Source organism: Pedobacter sp. 01N310 (assembly GCF_056399805.1).
This window is the reverse complement of record NZ_JBFTSB010000001.1, coordinates 1,260,205-1,283,080: the sequence shown is the minus strand read 5'-3', so window position 1 is coordinate 1,283,080 and position 22,876 is coordinate 1,260,205. Positions and strand designations below refer to the sequence as shown.

At 38.8% G+C, this 22,876-nt stretch carries 16 protein-coding genes and 1 riboswitch; of the genes, 14 read left to right on the top strand and 2 right to left on the bottom strand.

What is annotated here, in order from left to right; translation table 11 throughout:
• Positions 1–94: 94 nt before the first annotated feature.
• A complete protein-coding gene (locus tag AC1DNH_RS04995) occupies positions 95–274 on the top strand; it encodes a histone H1 (RefSeq protein ID WP_029279213.1) in 180 nt (59 codons plus the stop codon).
• Between the two features lie 94 nt (positions 275–368).
• On the opposite strand, the gene AC1DNH_RS04990 is transcribed toward AC1DNH_RS04995, so the two are convergent.
• A complete protein-coding gene (locus tag AC1DNH_RS04990) occupies positions 369–1,094 on the bottom strand; it encodes a LytR/AlgR family response regulator transcription factor (RefSeq protein ID WP_477581849.1) in 726 nt (241 codons plus the stop codon).
• A gap of 122 nt (positions 1,095–1,216) precedes the next feature.
• On the opposite strand from AC1DNH_RS04990, the gene AC1DNH_RS04985 reads away from it, so the two are divergent.
• From AC1DNH_RS04985 to AC1DNH_RS04930, 12 genes are all read left to right on the top strand, one after another.
• On the top strand, positions 1,217–1,438 hold the full coding sequence (locus AC1DNH_RS04985) for a cold-shock protein (protein WP_477581847.1): 222 nt from the start codon (positions 1,217–1,219) through the stop codon (positions 1,436–1,438).
• Positions 1,439–1,748: 310 nt separating this feature from the next.
• Positions 1,749–2,240 (top strand): anthrone oxygenase family protein, encoded by a 492-nt coding sequence (locus AC1DNH_RS04980; protein ID WP_477625226.1) that lies wholly within the window; start codon positions 1,749–1,751, stop codon positions 2,238–2,240.
• Between the two features lie 297 nt (positions 2,241–2,537).
• Complete coding sequence (locus AC1DNH_RS04975; RefSeq protein WP_477583580.1) at positions 2,538–3,122, top strand: RNA polymerase sigma factor; 585 nt, start codon at positions 2,538–2,540, stop codon at positions 3,120–3,122.
• A gap of 145 nt (positions 3,123–3,267) precedes the next feature.
• The gene (locus tag AC1DNH_RS04970) at positions 3,268–4,386 is read left to right on the top strand and encodes a FecR family protein (protein ID WP_477583582.1); all 1,119 of its coding nucleotides are present in this window, start codon (positions 3,268–3,270) and stop codon (positions 4,384–4,386) included.
• 274 nt (positions 4,387–4,660) lie between these two features.
• The gene (locus AC1DNH_RS04965; protein ID WP_477609657.1) at positions 4,661–7,993 is read left to right on the top strand and encodes a SusC/RagA family TonB-linked outer membrane protein; all 3,333 of its coding nucleotides are present in this window, start codon (positions 4,661–4,663) and stop codon (positions 7,991–7,993) included.
• Between the two features lie 32 nt (positions 7,994–8,025).
• Complete coding sequence (locus AC1DNH_RS04960) at positions 8,026–9,516, top strand: RagB/SusD family nutrient uptake outer membrane protein (protein ID WP_477583585.1); 1,491 nt, start codon at positions 8,026–8,028, stop codon at positions 9,514–9,516.
• Positions 9,517–9,546: 30 nt separating this feature from the next.
• Positions 9,547–10,356, top strand: coding sequence for a DUF4843 domain-containing protein (locus tag AC1DNH_RS04955; protein ID WP_477625225.1), 810 nt, complete (start codon positions 9,547–9,549; stop codon positions 10,354–10,356).
• 10 nt (positions 10,357–10,366) lie between these two features.
• Positions 10,367–11,788, top strand: coding sequence for a PKD-like family lipoprotein (locus AC1DNH_RS04950; RefSeq protein WP_477610179.1), 1,422 nt, complete (start codon positions 10,367–10,369; stop codon positions 11,786–11,788).
• Positions 11,789–11,852: 64 nt separating this feature from the next.
• A complete protein-coding gene (locus tag AC1DNH_RS04945; protein ID WP_477583590.1) occupies positions 11,853–12,986 on the top strand; it encodes a redoxin domain-containing protein in 1,134 nt (377 codons plus the stop codon).
• A gap of 24 nt (positions 12,987–13,010) precedes the next feature.
• The gene (locus AC1DNH_RS04940) at positions 13,011–14,879 is read left to right on the top strand and encodes a protein-disulfide reductase DsbD domain-containing protein (protein WP_477625224.1); all 1,869 of its coding nucleotides are present in this window, start codon (positions 13,011–13,013) and stop codon (positions 14,877–14,879) included.
• Positions 14,880–14,946: 67 nt separating this feature from the next.
• Complete coding sequence (locus AC1DNH_RS04935; RefSeq protein ID WP_477584666.1) at positions 14,947–15,534, top strand: TlpA family protein disulfide reductase; 588 nt, start codon at positions 14,947–14,949, stop codon at positions 15,532–15,534.
• A gap of 3 nt (positions 15,535–15,537) precedes the next feature.
• On the top strand, positions 15,538–17,214 hold the full coding sequence (locus tag AC1DNH_RS04930; RefSeq protein WP_477584665.1) for a trypsin-like peptidase domain-containing protein: 1,677 nt from the start codon (positions 15,538–15,540) through the stop codon (positions 17,212–17,214).
• 647 nt (positions 17,215–17,861) lie between these two features.
• Here AC1DNH_RS04930 and AC1DNH_RS04925 read toward each other — a convergent pair.
• The gene (locus tag AC1DNH_RS04925; RefSeq protein ID WP_477625223.1) at positions 17,862–19,133 is read right to left on the bottom strand and encodes a peroxiredoxin family protein; all 1,272 of its coding nucleotides are present in this window, start codon (positions 19,131–19,133) and stop codon (positions 17,862–17,864) included.
• Positions 19,134–19,270: 137 nt separating this feature from the next.
• A riboswitch (SAM riboswitch) is annotated at positions 19,271–19,378 on the top strand.
• A 327-nt stretch (positions 19,379–19,705) separates the two neighbouring features.
• Between AC1DNH_RS04925 and AC1DNH_RS04920 the strand changes: the two genes are divergently transcribed.
• Positions 19,706–22,873, top strand: a complete 3,168-nt coding sequence (locus AC1DNH_RS04920; RefSeq protein WP_477609571.1) for a SusC/RagA family TonB-linked outer membrane protein — start codon at positions 19,706–19,708, stop codon at positions 22,871–22,873.
• Positions 22,874–22,876 lie beyond the last annotated feature (3 nt).

The following is a 22,876-nucleotide window of genomic DNA, read 5'->3' as shown; positions in this document are numbered from 1 at the left end:
TTATAAAAAACAATAGTTTTGCGGCCCGTTTATTGTGAGCGGAAAGGAATATATTTAATTAATGGATGTTTACCATCCCGATAAAAGAAAAATTATGGACAAATTTAAAAAAGTGCAAGATCTAATCTCTTCTGTTGAAGCAGATGCAACTAAATTTTATGATGGTGGTAATGCAGCAGCAGGTACACGTGTACGTAAAGCAATGCAAGACCTAAAAGTTTTAGCCCAAGAAATTAGAGCTGAAGTAACTGATAAAAAAAATAGCGCTAAATAATTTGTTTTCGCTTTTAAAAAGAAAGCCCGCGTGTTACGTGGGCTTTCTTTTTATATGCTAGTCTAGGCCATAGCCTTTTATCTATCCTTAACCGTTATTTATTCCGTTTACTGGTAATAAGTTTATCGGTGAAGAAATCCCGGAAATCATTGTAGTAGAGGTCGCCAACAGTAAAGCTGGTATGGTTAGAAAGTGTTACTCTTGTTCCCTCAACATGTAAAATATGATTGATGGAAATAATATACCCCCTATGCAGCTGGATGAAGCCCTTTTTAAGGTTCAGTTGTTCTTTAACATCTTTCAAACTTAAATAAGCAATAATTATCTTCTCTTTTGTATGTATTTTGATATAGTTGTGGAAACTTTCAAAAGCAATTATATCTGCATACCGCACTAAAACCGCTTTGTGGTCTTCTGATTTATTTTTGACCAAAAAATAAGTTTCCTGCCCTATATTTTCTATTTCTTCCTCAAAAACACGGTTTACCGTTAAGGCAAATTTAGCATATCCATAAGGTTTAAGTAAATACGCATCTGCTTCTGCTTCGAATGCTTCAAAGGCATATTCTTCATGAGAGGTGGTAAATATCAGTTTCCTGGTTTTGGAGCGGATTGCTTTAGAAAGTTCGATTCCCGAAATCTGTGGCATTTGAATGTCCATAAATATCACATCTACCTGGTCAATCTTTTTAAGCTCGTTCAAGGCCACCACCGGATCGGTGTAACTCGCCAGAAGCTTCATATTCGGAGTATCTGCTATATATTTTTCAAGCCCCGAAATTGAGTTTTGTTGGTCATCAATGGCTATACACTTAATCATTTGTTAATTTTCCTTTGTATACATAACGAAATTACGCCTTTTCATACCGAAAATAGAACGCTTTATCCTGTTTCGTAGTAAATTTTCTTTCAGTTGGCTAATTTAGGGTAAAAAATTGCGTTATGATGTATACAGGAGTGATTAAATGGTATAATCCGATACGAGGTTTCGGATTTATTGCACCCGATGATGGAAGGGAAATGGTTTATGCAGATAACCAGAAATTGATAGGGATTTACCGTCGTTCTTTAGTTGTAGGAACCAAAGTTCGCTTTAATTTAGAACAAGGGCAGGTAGGATGCCAAGCTACTGATATTGTAGTTCTAAATATAGGTTCTGATTAACATTTGCACCGATCTATAACGAAAACAGACCGATCTATGTAACCTAGTGCTGAAGATAAAGACAGAATGCGATCTTCGTTTACAATCAATGAAAATGTAGAAATTTTAATCTAGACGGCGTTTGTTTGGGAGCAATAAACATTAAAATTTTTTATTTAACATCTACCTATTAACTTTTCATATCTAGATTATCTCTCTTCCTATCTAAATTAGCGCTCTTTTTTAGATAGGAATTATTTTTTTTCAGCTAACGTTTTTGCTTAAATTCGTCATACTCCTTAGGGTAAGGATATATTTAAAGCAATTGTTTATGAATTTCAAAACCTTGGTTCTTTTGTTGAGTACAGTTTCTACTGCACTTATTGGTGGTCTTTTTTATGCGTACTCTTGTTCGGTTATTCCAGGCCTTGCACGTCTTTCTGATGCTTCTTTTTTACAAGCCATGCAATCAATCAACCGGGCTATTTTAAATCCGTTGTTTTTTATTTCTTTTATGGGTACGCTAGTCATATTACCCATAAGTGTTTGGTTTTTTAGAGAACAAGCTATGGTATTTTACCTGCTTTTAGCGGCAACCTTATTATACTTTGGCGGTGTTTTTCTGGTCACCATCATTGGTAATGTCCCCCTTAACAACCTTTTGGATGGGGCAGACCTGAGTAGACTTGGTGCAACAGACCTCACTGCATTGCGAGAAAAATTTGAGCCCAGCTGGAATTTATTCCATCGGATCAGAACCATTGCCTCATTTATCTGTATTGTACTGGTAGCGTATGCAGCAATATTAAGCCGCGAAGTTTAAGGCTTGTATGTCAGGTTTATTGGCAGTTATAAATCCCTGTTTATCTGTGTGCATCTGTGGTTGAAAACGCATAATTTAGCTGTCGGAATCTCGTCAATTGAAACCTAATAATAACTAATTGTATCTATTTTGGTCTTTTTTTAATGACAAAGGCTTTAAAAACTGCTTGTTTTTCTTTTTAGGGCGCAAAATACGCCGATTTATGTAAAAAATTGCAAATGTCAAGAGATAAGTAAGATAAGACTCGATACAAGCCAGTGAAACCGATTGTATTTATATTATCTTTGTGTTATCTCTATGCGTGTTTACGGTTCATATTCTGATAGCGAATTGGCATTCTTGTTAACTCAAGGTGATGAGTTGGCGTTTACCGAAATTTATAACCGCTTTTATGGCCTGCTTTTTATCCATGCCAATAAACGCTTAAATGACGATGAAGAAGCAAAGGATGTATTACACCAGTTGTTCGAATCGCTTTGGGTTAAACGTTTACAGGTAGCGCCTGATGGTAATTTATCAGCATATTTATATACAGCAGTGCGTAACCGTGTACTGGATGTGTTTGCGCATCAAAAAGTAGAAAGCAAATACGTTGATTCCTTGCAGGATTTTATAGATCAAGATCATGTGTTAACTGACTATATGGTGCGCGAAAAGCAGATGGCGCTATTAATTGAGCAGGAAATTGATGCTTTGCCGCCAAAAATGCGCGAAATATTTATATTAAGCCGTAAAGAGAATAAATCGCATAAAGAAATAGCGGTCGAATTAGGGCTTTCTGAGTTAACTGTTAAAACGCAGGTTAAAAAAGCACTACGAATCCTTAAAACTCGGCTTGGGGTAGCAGTTTATGTTGTTTTCTTGTTAAAAACCTATAGTTAGCCACTGTGGTTGTAATTTAAATTCGATTTTTTTTCTTTTAAATGGGTGTTGAATCAAATTATTAAAAAAAAAATAATTTTTTGATACCCCCAAGGCTATAGCTTCGCCGTATATATAATAATCAACCAAACTAGATTTCTTTTTAATGGAGAAAAATGCAAAAAAGCTTTTAGATAAATACCGTGCAGGCCATTGTACGCCAGAAGAAATTGCTATTGTAGAAGCATGGTACCTTCAGTTGCCTTTCGAAAAAGAGGCTCCTGACCACTTGCTCATTGAAACCAGTAAAGAAGAAGTATGGAACCGGTTAAGCCCAGGAAGAAGATCTGTAAAATTGGTCACGGTTAAGCGCATAGCGATAGCTGCCAGTATTATTTTATGCTTTAGCGTAGGACTCTATTTTATGGCAGGTCGTAATACTTTGCCATTAACAGCTAAAACCGAATTAAAAGATATTCTTCCAGGTGGAAATAAAGCTATGTTAACACTAGCCGATGGAACGGTGGTAAATCTGGATGATGCTAAAAACGGTCAGATTGCGAGCCAAAACGGTATCGAAATCCGTAAGGCAAAAAACGGCCAGCTCGAATACATCATTAAAGAAATCCCAAATGCATCAGTTACAGGCTCCAATACGATTAGCACGCCCCGCGGCGGACAATACCAGGTAAGCCTGCCCGATGGTACAAAAGTTTGGCTTAATGCAGCCACGACCTTAAAATACCCTTATGCCTTTGCTAAAAACGAAAGAGTAGTAGAACTTAATGGAGAAGCCTACTTTGAGGTTTCAAAAGACCATACCCGCCCTTTTAGGGTAAAAACAGAGGGCCAGACGGTAGAAGTTTTGGGTACTCATTTTAATATTAATGCCTATAATGATGAAGCCGCTGTTAAAACCACGCTTTTAGAAGGTGCTGTAAAAGTGAGCAATGCCTCTGGTAGTGTAAATCTGCACCCGGGAGAACAATCGAAATTAAATATAAACACGGCTAAATTAATTGTCGATCAGGAAATTGATATTGATAAAGAAATGGCCTGGAAGAATAATATTTTCTCTTTTGATAATGATGATCTCCAAAGCATTATGCGGCAAATTTCGCGTTGGTACGATGTAGATGTAGTTTATCAGGGCAAAATTTCAACAGAAAAATATGTAGGCGAAATTCCGAGAAATAGCAACCTGGCAGAGGTATTTAAAATATTAGAACTTAATCACGTTCATATTGATGCAAAAGGCAAGGTGCTCACTGTAACTAGAAATTAAACAAGAATGGCTTTTCTTTAAACAGCCGAGAAATCAACCAACCAATTCACGAACTAACTAAACTTTATGATGAAAAAACTACCAGAAATTTAGCATCCTACCTTAAAAAAAACCGAAAGCGCGATAACGCTTCCGGTAGAAATTTGGACAAGCAGCTTGCTTCGAAACCCAGCTGCTATTTTTTAACCTCATTCATTACAAAGGTATGAAATTAACTACCCTTTACAACCCCGTGTGCGACATGCGGAGGGTAAAGATTAAATTTTTATTGGTCATGAAATTGACTACAATTTTACTACTGGTTGGTGCCCTACATGTTTCGGCAGCCACCTTTTCACAAACCGTAACGCTCTCTCGAAGAAAAACTTCGCTAAAACAGGTTTTTAAGGAGATCAAAAAGCAAACGGGCTATTTTTTCTTTTATAAAGGTCAGTTGTTGCAGGATAAACCCGAAGTAATTATAGAATTAATGAAGGCTTCGCTAACCGAGGCGTTAAATGCCGCTTTAAAAGATCAGAACCTCAGTTTTAATATTGTTAACAAAACTGTCGTAATCAGCGGTAAAGAGGATTTACCGGCGCCAACCGCAGTTGTTAACGCCAAAATTGAAGTAAAAGGTGTTGTTGCTGATAAAGCTACAGGAGAAACCATTCCGGGCGTTAATATTTCCATTAAAAATGGTGCAAGCGTAGGCATTACCAACGATAAAGGCGAATTCAAAGTAAATGTTGATGAAGGAAGCATTTTGGTTTTTAGTTATGTGGGCTACGACTTGTTTGAAACCAAGGTTACAGGTACTAAAACGTTAAACGTTAAGCTTGTCTCTAAGATGACCCAAATGAACGATGTAGTGGTAACGGGTTATCAAACGATTAAAAAAGATAACTATACCGGTAATGCGATTACGATATCCGGAGATCAGCTGAGAAGGGTAAACCCACAGAGTTTGCTTCAAAGTATCGGAACATTCGATCCTTCATTTAAACTGATAGATAATAATCTTGCAGGCTCTAATCCCAACAGAATTCCTTCTATCAATGTTAGAGGAGCTTCTGCACTGCCAAGCGGCGATGGGCAGGTGCTGAGAAGAGATGATATTCTTGGAACAGCGAACATGCCTGTTTTTATGCTTGACGGATATGAAGTAAGCGTGCAGAAAGTATTTGATCTGGATGTGAATAGAATTGCATCGGTTACCTCATTAAAAGATGCGGCTGCAACGGCAATTTATGGTTCACGCGCGGCCAATGGTGTAATTGTGATAACGACTAAAATACCTTTAGAAGGGAAACTAAGGATAGAATACAACTACGAATTGAATCTTACCGCTGCAGATCTAACTGATTATCAGGTGTTAAATGCAGCTGAAAAACTAGATTATGAAGTTTTGGCAGGATTATATAATTCTTCGAAACAACAGGTATCTCAAGATCAGCTCGATGAAATCTATTACCATAAAAAAGCCAATGTTGTTGGTGGTGTTAACAGTTATTGGCTATCGCAACCCCTGCGTAATACCATAGGGCATAAACATGCTGTAAATTTAGATGGAGGTTCACAAGCATTTCGGTACAATGTAAACCTTCGTTACCAAACCAGGCCCGGAGCAATGAAAGGATCGGAAAGGGACCAATATTCAGGAGGAATGAGTTTTCAGTATAATGTAAAGAAAATTCAGTTCAGAAATGAATTATCCATAACACAAGTAGGCGCTACCGAATCTCCATATGGCGATTTTTCTAATTATGTACGGATGAATCCTTATTACCCATTGCAAGATGCCAATGGCATGACGATGAGGATTTCTGATATATATGAAAAACAAGATCGATCGAGAGAATATGTTTTTAATCCGCTGTTCGATGCTGGCTTAAGCAGTTTCAACAAATCGAAGTACACCGAAATTATTGATAACCTTTCTGCTGATGTAGAGGTGGCGAACAACCTTCGGTTAAGGGCTCAAATGAGCGTAACCACACGGTCAAATTCTGATGACATATTCACCTCTCCACTAGCAAATAAATATTACCTGTACACAACAGATAAAATAGATGAAAAGGGCGAATACATGAATAGGGAAATGAAAGAAACCTATTGGGATAGTAATATCAGGTTAACCTGGCTAAAGCAGATTGGTGGCAATTATTTTAACGCATTAGTAGGTGTAAATGCCCGTACAGAGCTGCGCGATCAAAAAGAATTTACCGCTATCGGATTTGCTAATGATCGTTTTACGAGCATAGGATTTGCCAAGGGGTACGCTGAAGATGGAAAACCGCAAAGCAGGCTCGAAAAAGCACGACTTTTTGGTTCTTTCTTTACGATGAACTACTCCTATAAAAACCGCTACCTTATGGATGGAACCGTTCGTATTGATGGTTCTTCAAAATTCGGAGTGAACAATAAACTGGCTCCTTTTTGGTCGTTCGGCTTAGGATGGAATGTACACCAGGAGGAATTTCTGCAAGGTAATCCTGTAATTAGCCAACTTAGAATAAAAGCCTCTACGGGTCTCACCGGTTCGGTAGAGTTCGATCCTTACTTATCAAAAACCATTTATAAATATAATACAGGAAACTGGTATTCATCTGGTATTGGTGCCGGAGTAAACAGTTATGGAAATGATAACCTTGGGTGGCAAAAAACGAGGATGACGGATATTGGTATCGATATCGGTCTGTTTAAAGATCGTGTAATGATTACGCCGAGAATATATAAGAAGTTTACCAAAGATATTCTGGCCGATATTACATTACCGCCATCAACAGGATTTCTGTCTTATAAGGAAAACCTTGGCGACATGGAGAACAAAGGCGCTGAGCTGGGGCTAACCATAGATGCAGTAAGAAGTAAAGACTGGTCGGTAAACCTGAATGCAAGTATGGTTTCCAACAAAAACAAAGTGGTGAGAATCTCCAACGCATTAAAAAAATACAATGACAGGGCAGACGAATTGCAGTCGGTAAAACCAGGAGATGGTGGTTACAGGGGCATTCCCTTACTTAGATTTAGCGAAGGGCAACCTTTTAATGCCATTTATGGCGTTCGCTCGCTAGGCATAGATCCGGAAAACGGACGTGAATTATACCTGAAAAAAGATGGTACACTTACATACGACTACGATAAGAGAGATTATGTTGTAATTGGCGATCCTAATCCTAAAGTGAGCGGTTACTTTGGTGGAACGGTTAACTACAAAAGATTTAGTCTGTATGTACAGTTTCAAACTTTTTTCGGTGGCGACAAATATAACCTGACACTGGTAGAGCGTGTTGAAAATGCTGATCCAAAATATAATGTTGATAAGCGTGTATTCGAAGAAAAGTGGAAGCAGTCTGGCGACCTCTCTTTTTATAAAAATATAGCGGATAATGGCGAGACTGATGTAAGCTCGAGATTTATACAGCCAGATAATCTGATCAATCTTCAATCAGTAAACCTTTCTTATGATATGAATAAAAAAATCGCATCTAAATTATCGATGTCGAGTCTCATGTTTCAGATAACGGCCAATGATGTAGTGCGCTGGTCATCAGTAAAAGAAGAAAGAGGCATTAATTATCCGTTTACGAGGAGTTTAACCTTTTCTGTTAGAGCAGCTTTTTAAGCTATTAATGAACAGATTTAAAATATAAGAACATGAAAATTAGATTGTTAATATGCCTTGTCTTGATAACAGGGTTATTGAGTTCCTGCAAGAAATGGCTGGAAGTTGAGCCGGAATCAGAAATTGCTGCTCCAATTTTATTCAGTACAGAAAATGGCTTTATGGAAGCCATAAACGGCGTATATAACCGTAGTACAGAATCAGATCTGTACGGTAAAGAACTCACATTTGGCACAACAGAGGTGCTGGCCCAAAATTTTTCGATGCGTGATGACGGACAGGATTACAGACAGACCTCATTGTACAATTATAAACATGGAGAGTTTATCAAGCGCAAGGATAAAATATGGGCCGGTTTATACAATGCCATTGTAAACTGTAACCTGATCCTTGAAAATGTAGATGCAAAAAGGAGCATTTTTAGTGGCGCCAATTATTCCATTGTCAAAGGAGAAGCACTTGCCTTAAGAGCATACTTGCATTTCGACCTGTTGCGTCTTTTTGCGCCTTCTTATTTGAGAAACCCCTCTGCAAAAGGAATTCCATATGCTAATAAATACACGAAAGAGATTACTCCCGTTGCTAACGTATCAGAAACCCTTGATTTGATCATCAAAGATCTGGAAGAGTCGAAACAATTATTGGTTGTAGATCCGATTCGGAGTGCCAGTTATATGGTGAATTATCCCTTAGTAACCGATACGCTGAAAAATACAGAAGAGAAAAACCCAAGTCTTTTCTTACAGAACAGAAGGCATCGTTTAAATTATTATGCTGTATGCGGAACGCTTGCCCGGGTTTACCTTTATAAAAATGATAAGGTTAAGGCCTTACTTAACGCTAAGGAGGTTATTGACTCGAAAAAATTCCCATGGACAGCAAAAAGTGATTTTGAGGCATTCGAAGATTCGAAAAAAGATCGTATTCTTTATAAGGAACTCGTTTTTGGATGGTACATTCCAGGTGCTGCAAAAGAAATAAAAGACAATTGGTTTCAAAGTGGCACTAGGGGTTTTTACTTGATTGAGGATGCCGCAGATTATATTTACGAAAAGGCAACAGCCGGAGCGAGTGATTCCCGTTATAAATACTGGTTATCGGCTACTTCCAGCCAATCGTCAAGGTCTTACGATATCGTTAAATACCGCAGAAACCCCTTAAGTGCTGAAACAGGCGCAAATTTACATTATCTGATGGCTCCTGCAATCAGGCTTAGTGAGATGTATTACATCGCTGCCGAGTGTTCATATGCAAATAATCCCACAACCGCGGTCAATTACCTTACACAGGTTCGTGAAGCGAGGCAAATAGGTGACCCTTTGACCATAAACAACGAAGAAGATTTATTAAAAGAACTGCTTAAAGATGCCCGTAAAGAATGGTTAGCCGAAGGCCAGTTATTCTATATGTATAAGCGGCTTAATAGAGGTATAGTAGGGCAAACTGGTGTAACCATTCCTGCTTCCGATAACATTTTCGTACTTCCTCTTCCTAACGATGAGATTGTTTATGGTGGCAGATAAAACAATTTGAAATTCTATTAATAGCAAATTATGAAAATATATATATTAATATTCGCAATTATCTGCCTTGTTTCATGCAAGAAAGCAGAAGAAATGCGTTTTGATCACAGTGCTAATGTCTATTTCGACATTTATAATGGTGATAAAGACAGTATAGTAAGAACCTTTGCCTATAATCCTACACTGGCCCAGGATACCGTGTGGCTACCTGTACGTTTATCCGGAATCAGAGCAGATGTAGAGCGGAAATTTAGTGCACGGGTAGATGCTGATTCTTCTACGGCAACTCTCGGAATTCATTACGAAGCTTTGAAAACTCAATATTCAATCCTTCCTAATAAAGGATTAGGATACATTCCTGTGGTTATTTATAATAAGGATAAGGAACTTGAAAACAGATCGGTTTCCATACTCATCAAATTAACCGGTACACCAGATCTGGGCATCGAAAACCCATATCTGATCAGGGCAAAAGTGGTGTTCTCCTCCAAACTGGAAAAACCAAATTGGTGGGATACCTGGCCGCTTCCTCCTTATTCGAGAACCAAACACGAGTTGTTTATTCTGGTAACCGGGCAAACCTCCCTTACTACCGATGGACTGGACGCACCAAAAAACCTCTATTATATAGGTTTATTAACCACTATGCTAAATAATCCATTTAATTGGGTAACTAAAAATGAAGCAAAAGGCTATGTAATTGAAGAGGTAACTGCAGGTAATACTAATAGTTATTATTTCTACAATAAAAAAAATCCGGCCAAAAAAACGCTGTTGAGAAAAAACATGCAGAATGGCAAATACTATTTTATAGATGAAAACGGTAATGAGGTTATTTAAATGTAAAAACATGGATATTAAAAAATTAATCTTGTTAATAATTGGTGTGGTTTCTCTTGCCGCATGTCATAAAGACCTTGGCAATTATGATATCGATATGCCTATTGAGCCTAAACTGGCCAACCTCGATTCTGTTTACACTGCAAGTGTAGGTGATAGTTTGATCATCAAACCAAAAATAGAAGGTGTGGATGCGGCCAATATAGAACTTCAATGGAAAATCAGTGTAATGGAAGGGAATGACGTTCTTTATACCGGACCAGCTTTAAGAATCATATTTGGTTTGCAGGCTAAAAGATACGCTGCCCGTCTTACAGTGTTCAACAAAGCAAATGGAATGAAATATTTCCATAAGTTTTACATAGACGGGGGAACCGAGTTTGCCAGTGGTACAACGGTATTGAGTGTCGAAAATGGAATAACACAGTTTTCATTTGTAAAACCGGACGGTAGTGTAAAGGCCCGTTTATACAGGGCAATGCAGGGGAAAGATTTGCCTGCAAACCCTACAAATTTATTTCTGCTTAGGAATGCATTTACGGGCGGCACAATGTTAGGGTATTGGATTATTACAAAAAATGGCGGAATCAGGTTGGAGCCCAATACCATGCAGGAAGATCCAAAATACCCAAATACACTTAAGGATAACTTCTTTACGCAACCGGATAATCTTGAGGTTGGTTCACTGATCTCGCATCCTCAAGGGGTAATGATGGGCGTTGTAAATGGTAAGTTTTATGGTGGAACAACGAGCACATGGGATCAGGCTGCTACTTATGGAATGTTCGGCTTACCTGCTGATGGTGATTACGAATTGGCCCCGTCTTTTGTAATGAGCTTTACGCAATCGGCTACCTATTTTATTGGCTTCGACAAAAACAGAAAGCAATTTGTCAGGATCAATCTTTATGGAGCGCCTGTTTATTTTGGTACTCAATACTCGGTTACCACAACAAATGCTTTCGATCCATTAAATGTAGGTATGGATCTTATTCATTTGGAGCAACTTAATAACGCAGATTGTTTTGCCTATAGTAAGGGAACCGATGGAAAGATTTATGAATTAAAGTTCAATGTTCAGTTTAACGGGCCGTTTACCTTTACCCCTCAACATAAGCGTCTTTTTGTACGCCAGGAGTTAATTAACGAAAATACAAAATGGAGTGGTGCTAAAAATGGGGTAATCTATATTGCCAATGGTAGTAAAGTGTATCGGTATAATCCTGTAAATGAAGAGCTTATGGAGCTTGTTACTAGCTTTAGTGGTAAATCGATTACGATGCTAAAACTTACTGAAGACGAAGAAACATTGATGGTAGGAACAGAAGAAACCGTTTCATTTCTAAATATAGCTACAGGAATGAATGGTGTACTCATTAAAAAGATCGAAGGAATTCCCGGCGCTCCGGTTGATATCGCGATCAGAAAATAATGCTGTTCCACGCTTGGGCTTAAATCTGAGCGTGGAACTTATTTAAACATAAAGAAACATACAAATGAAAATCATAAAATTAGCAGTATTGGCCATTTTGTTACCAGTTTTAAGCTGGGCACAAGCGCCGAATTTTAGTTTAACAGGTAAAATAGGCACATTGGGAGCACCAGCGAAAGCCTATATCGATTACATGGACAATGGTGTAAGTCACGAAGATTCAGTAGCGCTTGTTAACGGAAGTTTCAAGTTTGCCGGACATATTTCTGGTAATGCCTACGCCCGTATGGCACTCGATCATACTGGTGGCGGTAAAGGTAAGGCAGTTTATACCGGAGATGTTATTTACTTTTATTTTGGTAAGGAACAGGTAACGATCACTTCAAAGGATTCTTTGGAAAACGCTGTTTTTAGTGGTTCGAAAGTTTACCAGGAATATGATGCCTATAACAAAGCTATTGGTGGTACCATTATGGCACTTACCAAAGCCGTTAATATAGATTTTAACCGTGGCACACCCGAGCAGCAAAAAGATACCGCTTACATGAAAGCAGTAGACCTGCGCTTCAGAAAAAACATCCAGAACAGAACCGATAAACAATTTCAATTTGCTAAAGAACACCCAAATTCATATTTCGCTTTGGTAGCACTTTCAGAAGCTGCCGGAAGTAAGGTTGATGTAGCCAAAGTTGAACCGCTTTTTATTGCCTTGAACAAAGCGTACCGTGAAACCGATATGGGAAAAGAACTCGCTCAGCGTATTGCCGCAAGTGGCATTACTGCTGTTGGAAATGTTGCGCCGCTTTTTACACAGAACAATGTGGTAGGCAAGCCAGTTTCGTTAGCCAGTTTAAAAGGAAAAGTGGTACTGGTTGAGTTTTGGGCAAGCTGGTGCGGTCCCTGCAGGGCCGAAAATCCGAACCTGGTAAAACAATATCAAACCTATAAAGATAAAGGCTTCGAAATTATTTCGGTTTCATTGGATAATGTAAAAGAACGCTGGTTAGAAGCGATTGAAAAAGATGGTTTAGACTGGATTCATGTTTCTGACCTGAAAGGATGGAACAATGAAGTAGGCCGTTTATATGGTGTACGCGCAGTACCTGCAAGTTTTCTGGTAGATGCGCAGGGTAAAATTATCGGTAATGGCTTGCGTGGTGAACCTTTGAACAAAAAGCTTGCTGAAATATTCAATTAGTTATTGGTTGATAAAATATAGATGATGAAAAAGATGCTAACGGCATGCCTGATGCTGGTTTCGCTGCTCACTTTTGGAACTGCGAAATATCGGGAGAAAATTGTATTGAAGGTTTTGTATGTTGGATATAATCCCGATAAACCAATGCCGAAAAATGTAGTTTATTATTCAACTACACCAGCTGTTGTCGAAAAAATATACAAAACCAGAATGGCAGATTTTAAAACCTTTTTGGAACAGCGCTTTACCGAGGTTAAAGTAATAGATGTGGCTGATTATAAGGTAGAAATGTCTGATGAGGTAGATGTAACCTTAATGGATGCCGGCCCTGTTAACATGCCCGCAAAATTTAGTCGCCCAATGGTTTTAATGCACGCCATGGCACCCAATGTGGGTTTACCTTTAGGTTTAAAGTTCGACTGGTACTGCCAGTGTCTGGATGACGAAGCCTTGAACATCAGAACCGATCATCCCATTTTTAATACCCCAAATGCTGTAAAATTAACTATGGTGAAAAAACCCACGCCTGGTTCTTTTTTTAATGGTCATCAGGGAGTTGGTACACCCAAAGAAATGAATAGGTGGCAGGTGGTAAAGCAAGGCTTTTCTTCCAAAGAACCTTATCTAATCGGCATGGTTTCGCACGGCGAAGGATTTAACGATTCGCCAGATGCTGAATCTATTTCAGGTGGCGTTTGTCTTAAAAATGCCGAAGCAGTGGCATTAGGTCGCCAAGGAAATTATTTTATGTGGGGTTTTGCAGGCTCTCCTGATTATATGACAGATGAGGCCAAAGATGTTTTTGTAAACACGATCTGTTACATCAAAAAATTCGATCATCTTCCGGCTATTGTTAAAAAAGTACAGATCGAAACCCGTAGTGGCATAGATGAACTGATTTATCGGTTAAGCAAAGATCTTTATAATCAGGCCATTGTATCACGTCGTGAAGGGAACCTGCGTATGCTGAAAATGCAACAGGAATTAAAAGATAAAAAAGCAAAAGGTGAAGATATTGGCCATGGCAACGAAATGTTTTTGAAAATGCCGGTAACCAACGATACCCAATCTTTTGAGGACTATGTAAAAAGTTATGCCGGAGATAGTTTATTTGCTATTTATGGTACTAATATCAGTCTCTATCACAAGTATTACCGTCAAAATTATGAATATTTCTATCCTTCTAGCGTGTATACCCTTCTGTTAGACCGTGATGCACAAAAGCTAGGTATTTCTAACCGTAAAGTGGCGCTTTTAGATAAATGTGTAACTTTATTGGAGGCCAACAAAGAGGTAGCGATGGCGCAACGTTTGCTCGAACGTTACACTACTCAAAAATTCAACAAAGCAGCTGAATGGAGAAATTGGCTCAATCTAAACCTTAATAATCTATTTTATACCGAATCTGGTGGCTTTAAATTCATGGTCAATACCTATGGAAAAAGCTTTCCTACTGGTCAACAGCAAAGTTACCAGTTGCCAAAAGCGATTGTTAATGATGAGCCTACCACGGCCGATCCGGTTGCGGTTTCTGCAAGGTTTATTCCTGGTAATGGCAATAAAAAAGACAGTTTGCTTATCGAAGCCAAAATTTTAAAAGGCTGGCATATTTATGCCTATGTATCTAAAGATAATCCATTTGTGGTTACCGAAACCAGATTGGAACTTCCTGAAGGTGCAGTGGCCGATAAAGAATGGAAAACAACAGCAGCTATTCCTTATCCGGGCAACGAGGGCATGTTTATTTTTGAAGGAAAGGCAAACTTTAGGATAATGGTCGATTACAGCAAGGCAAAAGCAGGCACTAAAATTAAATGTGGTCTGTACTATCAGGTGTGTGATGAAACCAAGTGTTACCCACCGAAAGAAAAAATATTGGAGATCCTTATTTAAGCTATCTATGCGATCGGCATGGCCGGTAAAATGGCCTTGCCGGTTTTTTAACCCTTTAACTTAAAATATGAAACTTTTTTTAAGGCTTTGCCTTTTGGCTTCTTTGTGCCTGTTTACATGTATTTCTGTATCGGCACAAACTGCTGTAAACAAAGCTGATTCCTTGCACAATAAGCTTTTATCAGAAATGATCGGTTTACCTGCAGCCAATTTTACTTTAAAAGATCTCGATGGAAATGCAGTATCGCTAAAGGATCTAAAAGGGAAAGTAGTTGTGCTCGATTTTTGGTCGACATGGTGTGTGCCCTGCAAAAAATCTTTTCCTGCGATGCAGCTTGCCGTTAATACCTATAAAAATGATCCTTCTGTAAAGTTCTTATTTATCCATACCTGGGAAACCACCAAAACACCAGTTGAAGATGTAAAAAAATACATCGCACAATCGGGTTTTAATTTTCAGGTGCTAATGGACCTGAAAGATGGGACTGGACGTAATGCTGCGGTTGAAGCTTACGGCGTAAGTGCCATCCCTGCAAAATTTATTATCGATAAAGCAGGCAACATTGTATTTAAACTAACCGGCTTCACCGGAACCGATGCCGCTGCGCTCCAGGAAATTTCTGAGCGGATTACATTGGCAAAAAATCATAAATAACAAATGAATAACGCTATAAAGGGAATAGTAGTAACGATAGTTATGCTTCTCGGCTTAAATGCTGTGGCCCAGAAAAAACAGGTTGCCAAATTTCAGAAAACCATTGCCGAAGCAGTTAAAAAGGCGTACCCTGCAAGTGTACGGATGTGGGGTTTCGATGTACAGCAAAACCAAAGAACCAGTGCTCAGTTTAGTGGGGTGGTGGTTAGTGCCGATGGTTATATCCTAACCGCTGCACACACCATTTTGCCCGGTAAAAATTATAAGGTTTTTTTTCCTGATGGCCGCGAATGCATCGCGCTGGCACTTGGTAAAATAGAAAATAAAGAGACGCCAGGCATTCCAGATGTGGGCATGATGAAAATTACCGATAAAGGCACCTATCCATTTGCTGAGATGGGTTATTCGGCAAGTTTGCTTAAAAACGAACCTTGTATCAGCATTTCTTATCCCGAAACCTTAAATCAAACGATGCCAACCTTAAGGTTAGGGAATATTGCAGAAGTGAAAAATGAATATGGTTTTATCCGCTCCACCTGCAAAATGGAACCAGGTGATTCTGGCGGCCCTTTATTTGATTATTATGGCCGCGTAATCGGATTGCACAGTGCCATTGATGTTTCGGAAGAAATGAATTTCGAAATTCCTGTTGACCTTTACCGCCGTTATTGGACGGCTTTAAACAGCGAAAAACTTTATACCGTTTTCCCTGAAAAGAGGGATAGTGTGAAAACAGATCCCTTGTCTTTGCTATTACAGAAAGAAAGCAAACAGAAGGCTTTACACCCTGATTTTAATATGCCAACGCTTAAAAACAGCTGCTTTTCCATCAAAAGTATGATAAAAGGAAAAAACCAGGATATTTACGCCGCTTTATTGAATGTTAACACAGCAAATGGAGCTAAAAAACAACTTCTACTCAGTAAAAACACGATGGTTGGCGAACAAGCAAAAGGTGATATTAATGGAGTTGCGGTGCCAATTAAGTTAATAGGAAAAGATCAGGAGAATGACCTGGTTTTATTTGAACTTGACCAACGGATAACCGGTGGGATTGATTTAAATATTTCTGATAGCGACAGCGTTAGAATAGAGATGGGTAAACTTCTTTATAGCATTGATCCTGCTGGCAAGGTGATGCGCAGTGTTTTGGGCAGTAAGCTATTTAATTTGCCGAAAATTAATAGTCAGCCTTATTTAGGCGCAATGGTGGTTTATAATTCCAGTCCCGTTCAGTTTTCGTTAATCAAAGAAGGCAGTCCGGCAGAAAAAGCAGGCATAAAAGTTGGCGATGAACTGATCAGCATGAATGGTAAACTGATAAAAAAAGCGAGTGAATTTGCCCCAGAAATAATGAAATATTGGGCAGATGATGAGGTTTCTTTTGAATGGGAAAATGCTTCAGGTAAGATGAGTAAAACATTAAAACTAGAGGGGCGGGGTCACTCGGTATTTAATCACCCGGCAGAGAAATTTGAAGGTGGAAAGTCGGAGCGAAGAGATGGCTTTAATGCCATTTTTACTCACGATTCAGCCGTTAAGATCAATGCATGCGGTTCTCCTGTTTTCGATTGGAAGGGTAATTTTTATGGGATTAACATCGCCAGGTTTAGCCGAACAACCACTGTAGTGGTTCCAAAGAAAACGATAATAGATTTTGTTTTGAAGACTATTCAGTAAAGTATCTTCCTAATCTTGTCTAAAAATAAATGTCATTCTGAACGCAGTGAAGAATCTCAGGCTAAAGAGAGTCGGACCAAAATTTCTCTATTGGAATAAATCTATCTTAAAAAGATTCTTCACTGCGTTCAGAATGACAACTATGGGATGTCACCCTGAGCGTAGTCGAAGGGCTTTTATTTGCGATTTATTAATCTCAACAAGTCTTCGACTACGCTCAGACTGACAACCACGGCGTTTAACTTAATGACATTAATGATGCCGCTACGCCCGGGGCTAAGCACTTTTTTTCTGCAAGGAAGCTGATGCATACGTAATTACCTGAATTTATCTAAACACCCCGGCCCTGTGATGAATTAACTTTGGTAAGCTCGCTTTCGGCTTTGTTTACTACACAGCCCCCGGTAAAATAAACCTTATTGTAGCGGCTATCCTTTTTGTTGCAAGACTATAATCGTTTATGCAATTAATTCACAAAAAGATAGAAGCGGAAAGAAGGACTGCTTAAACCGAAGAGCGCTGCACCTGCTTTCCAAAAAACAATACGTTATGCATAATTATTCTTTCAAGTAGGTGGTGTCTCACCGACCACTGAGGAAGATTCTTCACTGCGTTCAGAATGACAACTAAGGAATGAAACGATGAGTCTATTTCTTCAGCAAGGTATCAATCTCTGTATTAAATTCTTTCACAAATTCATCATAAAATTTACCGGTTGCGGGGCCATTAAAACCCGTATGGATCTGCGCTACATTGCCCTGTTTATCGATGATTATTGTGGTTGGAAACGATAAAAAAGAATCGAGTGCAGGCAACGATTCTGATACGACCTGCTTATCGGCAGTACCTGCAATAACCTGGTCGTAATCTATTCCAAAACGTTCGCGGAAACGCGTCATCACCTTTTTTGCATATTCAGGTTCGGTTGAGCGTTCATAATGCAAAGCAATAATTTCTACACCACGTTTCTTGTTTTCTTTATACCAGGGCGCAATAAAAGTAGCTTCATCAACACAATTTGGGCACCAGCTTCCGGTTATGGTTAAAATCACCACCTTGTTTTTATATTTTTCATCCTTTAACGAAATCTTTTTACCGTTTACATCAGGAAAGCTAAAATCAAGCGTTTTGTAGCCTTTTTTCAGGTAGGTAAGTTTGTAAGGATCGGGCAGTGCAGCATCTTTATTTTTAGTTCCGGTAAAAGGCTGGCTTCCCCTTGCGCCTAAAATTTCGCCGGTTAATGAGCCATCTGCTTGGAAAGTTCCTTTGTAATAGGAAGGAGAGGAGCCAATAAAGCTCGAAAGTTGAAATTCATTTCCTTCTACTACACCTTCCAGATAACGTGAATCGCCTGTTACACGGAGAAAAGTGCCGGTAAGTTTGTTACCAGTTTGCTTAAATAAACCTACTGTTTTCTCTTCCTTACCATTTGGCGATTTAAAAACTACATCATAACTGCCAGAATAGTCTGCCTTTGCAGGTTTATCTGTTGTTTTAAAACGGTAATTTTTTCGTTCAGCAACAATGGTTAAAGGTTTGCCGGCTTTATCCTGTTTCCTTAATGTGCCTGTTAATTGATCACCATCTATTGCAAATGCGAGTTCGTTATCAAATTGATCCAGTTTTACGAAAAGCGAATCAGCTGTTTGTTTTACAAGGCCACCTTCGAAACTTTCTTCAGCATTGCGGAAGTATAATTTCTGCTGACCGCTTTTTTCGCTGATTTCGAAGTTAAAGGGGATTTCTAATCCTTCCTTAACCTTAGCTATTCCACGCCAGATGCCGAGGGCAACAAAAACATTTTGTTTTTTCTCTTTAAGCTTTGCTGCTTGATTATTTGCTAATGCAATATGGTTCTGAGCATAGGTGAAAGTTATTGATATAGCCAATACGGCTGTTAAAATGGATTTTAGTTTCATTGGGATGTGTATTTGTCGACTAAACTAGTAGACAAATATATGGATGTAATTGGCAAAGAAAAAATTTTTCAACAAAAATCTATAAAAACTATAGGATAAATGGAATTAATTATACCTTTGCCCCAGTTATTTTAAAATACTTATCAAGAAAGGCGGAGGGAATGGCCCTGTGAAGCCTTAGCAACCATCTAAATTTTTAGAAATGGTGCTAATTCCATCCCAGATGAATCTGGGGTAGTTAAGTCAGTTGTTTGCGTTATCCTTATAAGAACTATATGGAGCACTTCTGATTTAAGGGGTGCTTTTTTTTTGCCCTGAATGCGTTCTTGAAATTAAATTATGCATTAAATAAAATCATTCAAATGAAAAAGACAGACGAGCTGAAATCTATTAATGTAAACCTTAACGCATGCTTCCGAATGCGTGGAGTCTGTTAAAATTGCTCCATTTTAACAGGCTTTTTTAGGCTAACCATTCCTTTTTCTCTTTAAAAACAAATACACTTTTAGCCGTGGTAAAATTGTTTTACCCAAAATTATTATCCCTTTTAATTGATTATTAACTACACACTTATGTTTAAAATTTTAAAGTCAATAGCGTTTATCTTTCTGCTCTTTATTGTGCAAAAGCTTTCCGCTCAAAATGCCGCGGTTACCGGAACGGTAAAGTCGGCAGATGGTGAAACACTCCCTGGTGTTTCCATTTTAATAAAAGAAACCAAACAAGCCACCATTTCTGATGCAAAAGGAGCTTTTTCTATTCATGCACCAGATAAGGGTACATTGGTATTTTCTTATATCGGTTTTAAGAGCCAGGAAATACAGATCAATAAAAACGCCGGCCCCATTTCGATCATTCTTCAGTCAAGCGATAATGCGCTTGATGAGGTAGTGGTTACTGCATTGGGTATTTCGAGGCAGAAGAAATCGCTTGGTTATGCTGTTCAGGAATTAAAAGGACAGGATTTGGCCGAAGCTAAAGAGTCTAACCTGGTAAATGCACTGGCCGGAAAAATAGCAGGTGTAAGGGTAACCAATAGTCAGGGGAGCATGGGTTCCTCGCGTGTGGTCATCAGGGGGGAAACATCTATTGCCGGAAATAACCAGCCATTATTTGTGGTTGATGGGATTCCGGTAGATAATTCTCAGTTAAATTCGGCTGGGGCCAGAGATTATGCCAATACCATTTCAGACATTAATCCAGAAGATATAGAATCGATGAGTGTATTAAAAGGACCAAATGCCGCTGCATTATACGGTTCGAGGGCTGCGGCAGGTGTCATCCTCATTAAAACCAAAACAGGTAAATCGAAAAAAGGATTAGGCATTGCCATCAATTCAAACGCGGTTTTAGAAACCTTGCTTACGCTACCCGTGTATCAAAATGCTTTCGGTCAGGGATCGGAGGGCAAATTTAGTTATGTAGATGGTGCAGGTAAAGGCATTAACGATGGAGTAGATGAAAGCTGGGGTCCTAAATTGGATGGTAGGCTAATCCCACAATTTTATTCGAAAGGAGTAGCCGTTCCATTTGTGGCGCATCCTGATAATGTACGTGATTTCTTCCAAACCGGATATTCATTAAACAATGGGGTATCTATTGCAGATGCAGGCGAAAAGTACGACTTCCGATTATCGTACAATAACCTGAAACAGGTAGGTATAGTACCAAACTCCGGACAGGGCAAAAATTCATTTGTATTGAATACTACAATAAAAGTAACACCCAAATTAAGTTTAACCGCAAATGCAAACTACAGCAAACTTAATTCTGATAATTTACCGGGAACGGGTGGTTCGAGATCTACCAGTACCATGTTGCAGTTTACCTGGTTCGGCCGTCAGGTTGATATCAACCAATTGAAAGATTATTTGGATGAAAATGGAAAAACGTTTAACTGGAACAATAGCTATTACAGCAATCCTTATTGGGTAGCTTACGAAAATACCGTATCACAAAACCGTAGCCGGATTATTGGAAGTTTAGCGCTGAATTATAAGATTATTGATGGACTTGATTTCAATTTCAGATCAGGAACGGATTATTATAATGATAGGCGCAAAGTTAGGATTGCATATGGTACCAATGGAACGCCTTTTGGCTCTTATACTGAGAGTGCCTTTACAGTAAGTGAAAATAATACAGATGCGACATTAAACTTTAACAAACAGTTGAATGACGATTTTAGTCTTGAATTGTTAGGTGGTGGGAACATCCGCAGGCAATATATCGAGCAGAACGATCAAAGTGCGCCTAAATTGGCCATTGCAGGACTGTATACCCTTAAGAATTCACGCGATCCTTTAATTTCATCAAATAATTTATCGCGGTTAAAATCTTACAGTGTTTATGCCTCTGGACAGATTGGTTTCAGGAATTACCTTTTTGCCAACATCACGGCCCGTAACGATTGGTCATCTACCTTACCAGCGCAAAACAGATCGTATTTTTACCCATCATTTAACGGAAGTTTTGTAGCAACAGAAGCATTTGACATTAAAAGTGAAGCGCTTAACTACTTAAAAATACGTGGAGGCTGGTCTAAAGTAGGTAAAGATGCAGATCCTTATCGCTTGATCAATACTTATGCATTTAGTGCGCCATTTAACGCAAACCCTCAACTTACCACAAGTAATATCGACCTTAATCCTAACCTTAAACCAGAAACTACCACCTCAACAGAACTGGGCGTTGAGGCTGTTTTCTTTAACAAAAGGTTACGTTTCGATTTAAGTGCATATAACACCAATAGTTACAATCAGATTTTGGCTGCCGATGTAAGTCAAAGTACCGGGTTTAGTTCAAAACTGCTTAATGCCGGAAAAATAAACAACAAAGGTATAGAAGCACAGTTGGGGATTACACCAATTAAAAAACAGTTTACCTGGGATATTGATTTCAATTTTGCTGCGAATAGAAGTAGGGTAATTGAACTTGATGCTGAAAAATTATTGACGAATTATATTGTGGCTACCAACTCAGCACAGGTTATTGCTACCGTTGGACAACCTTATGGATCATTGTTCGGAACCGCCTTTTTAAGAGATGGCAATGGAAATATCATTGTAAACGCTACAGGTGCGCCAGCAACAAACCCAACCAAACAGGTACTGGGAAAATATACACCAGATTGGATTGGCGGGGTGTACAATACCTTCACGTATAAAGGCATAAGTTTAGGTGTATTGGTTGATGCGAGTATTGGTGGTTCTATCTACAATGGTACCTATGCAACAGGCACGTATACAGGAGTATTGGCTTCTACACTTCCTGGAAGAGCAACAGAATATGGCGGAATCTCATATTATTATCCGGATAATAAAAAGGAAAATAGCACCGTAAGGGTAAACGGAACCACTCCGGCAGGTGTAACGGTTTATGATGATGGGATTGTTTTTGATGGCGTAACTGCCGATGGTAAACGCAATGAAAAAGTATTGCCTGCGCAACAATATTATAAATCGTTCAGAAACATTGATGAAGCAAATATATTCGATGCTTCATATGTAAAACTCCGTGAGGTTAAATTAAGTTACAACCTGCCATCAAAATGGCTCCGCCCATTAAGTTTACAGGGCGTTTCAGTATCGCTTGTGGGACGCAATCTTTGGATTATCCACCGCAACACAGTAGATATCGATCCGGAAGTAGCTTTTAATACGGGTAACGGTCAGGGTTTAGAAAGTCTTTCTAATCCAAGCACACGCAGTTACGGTATAAACCTGAATGTTAAATTTTAATCT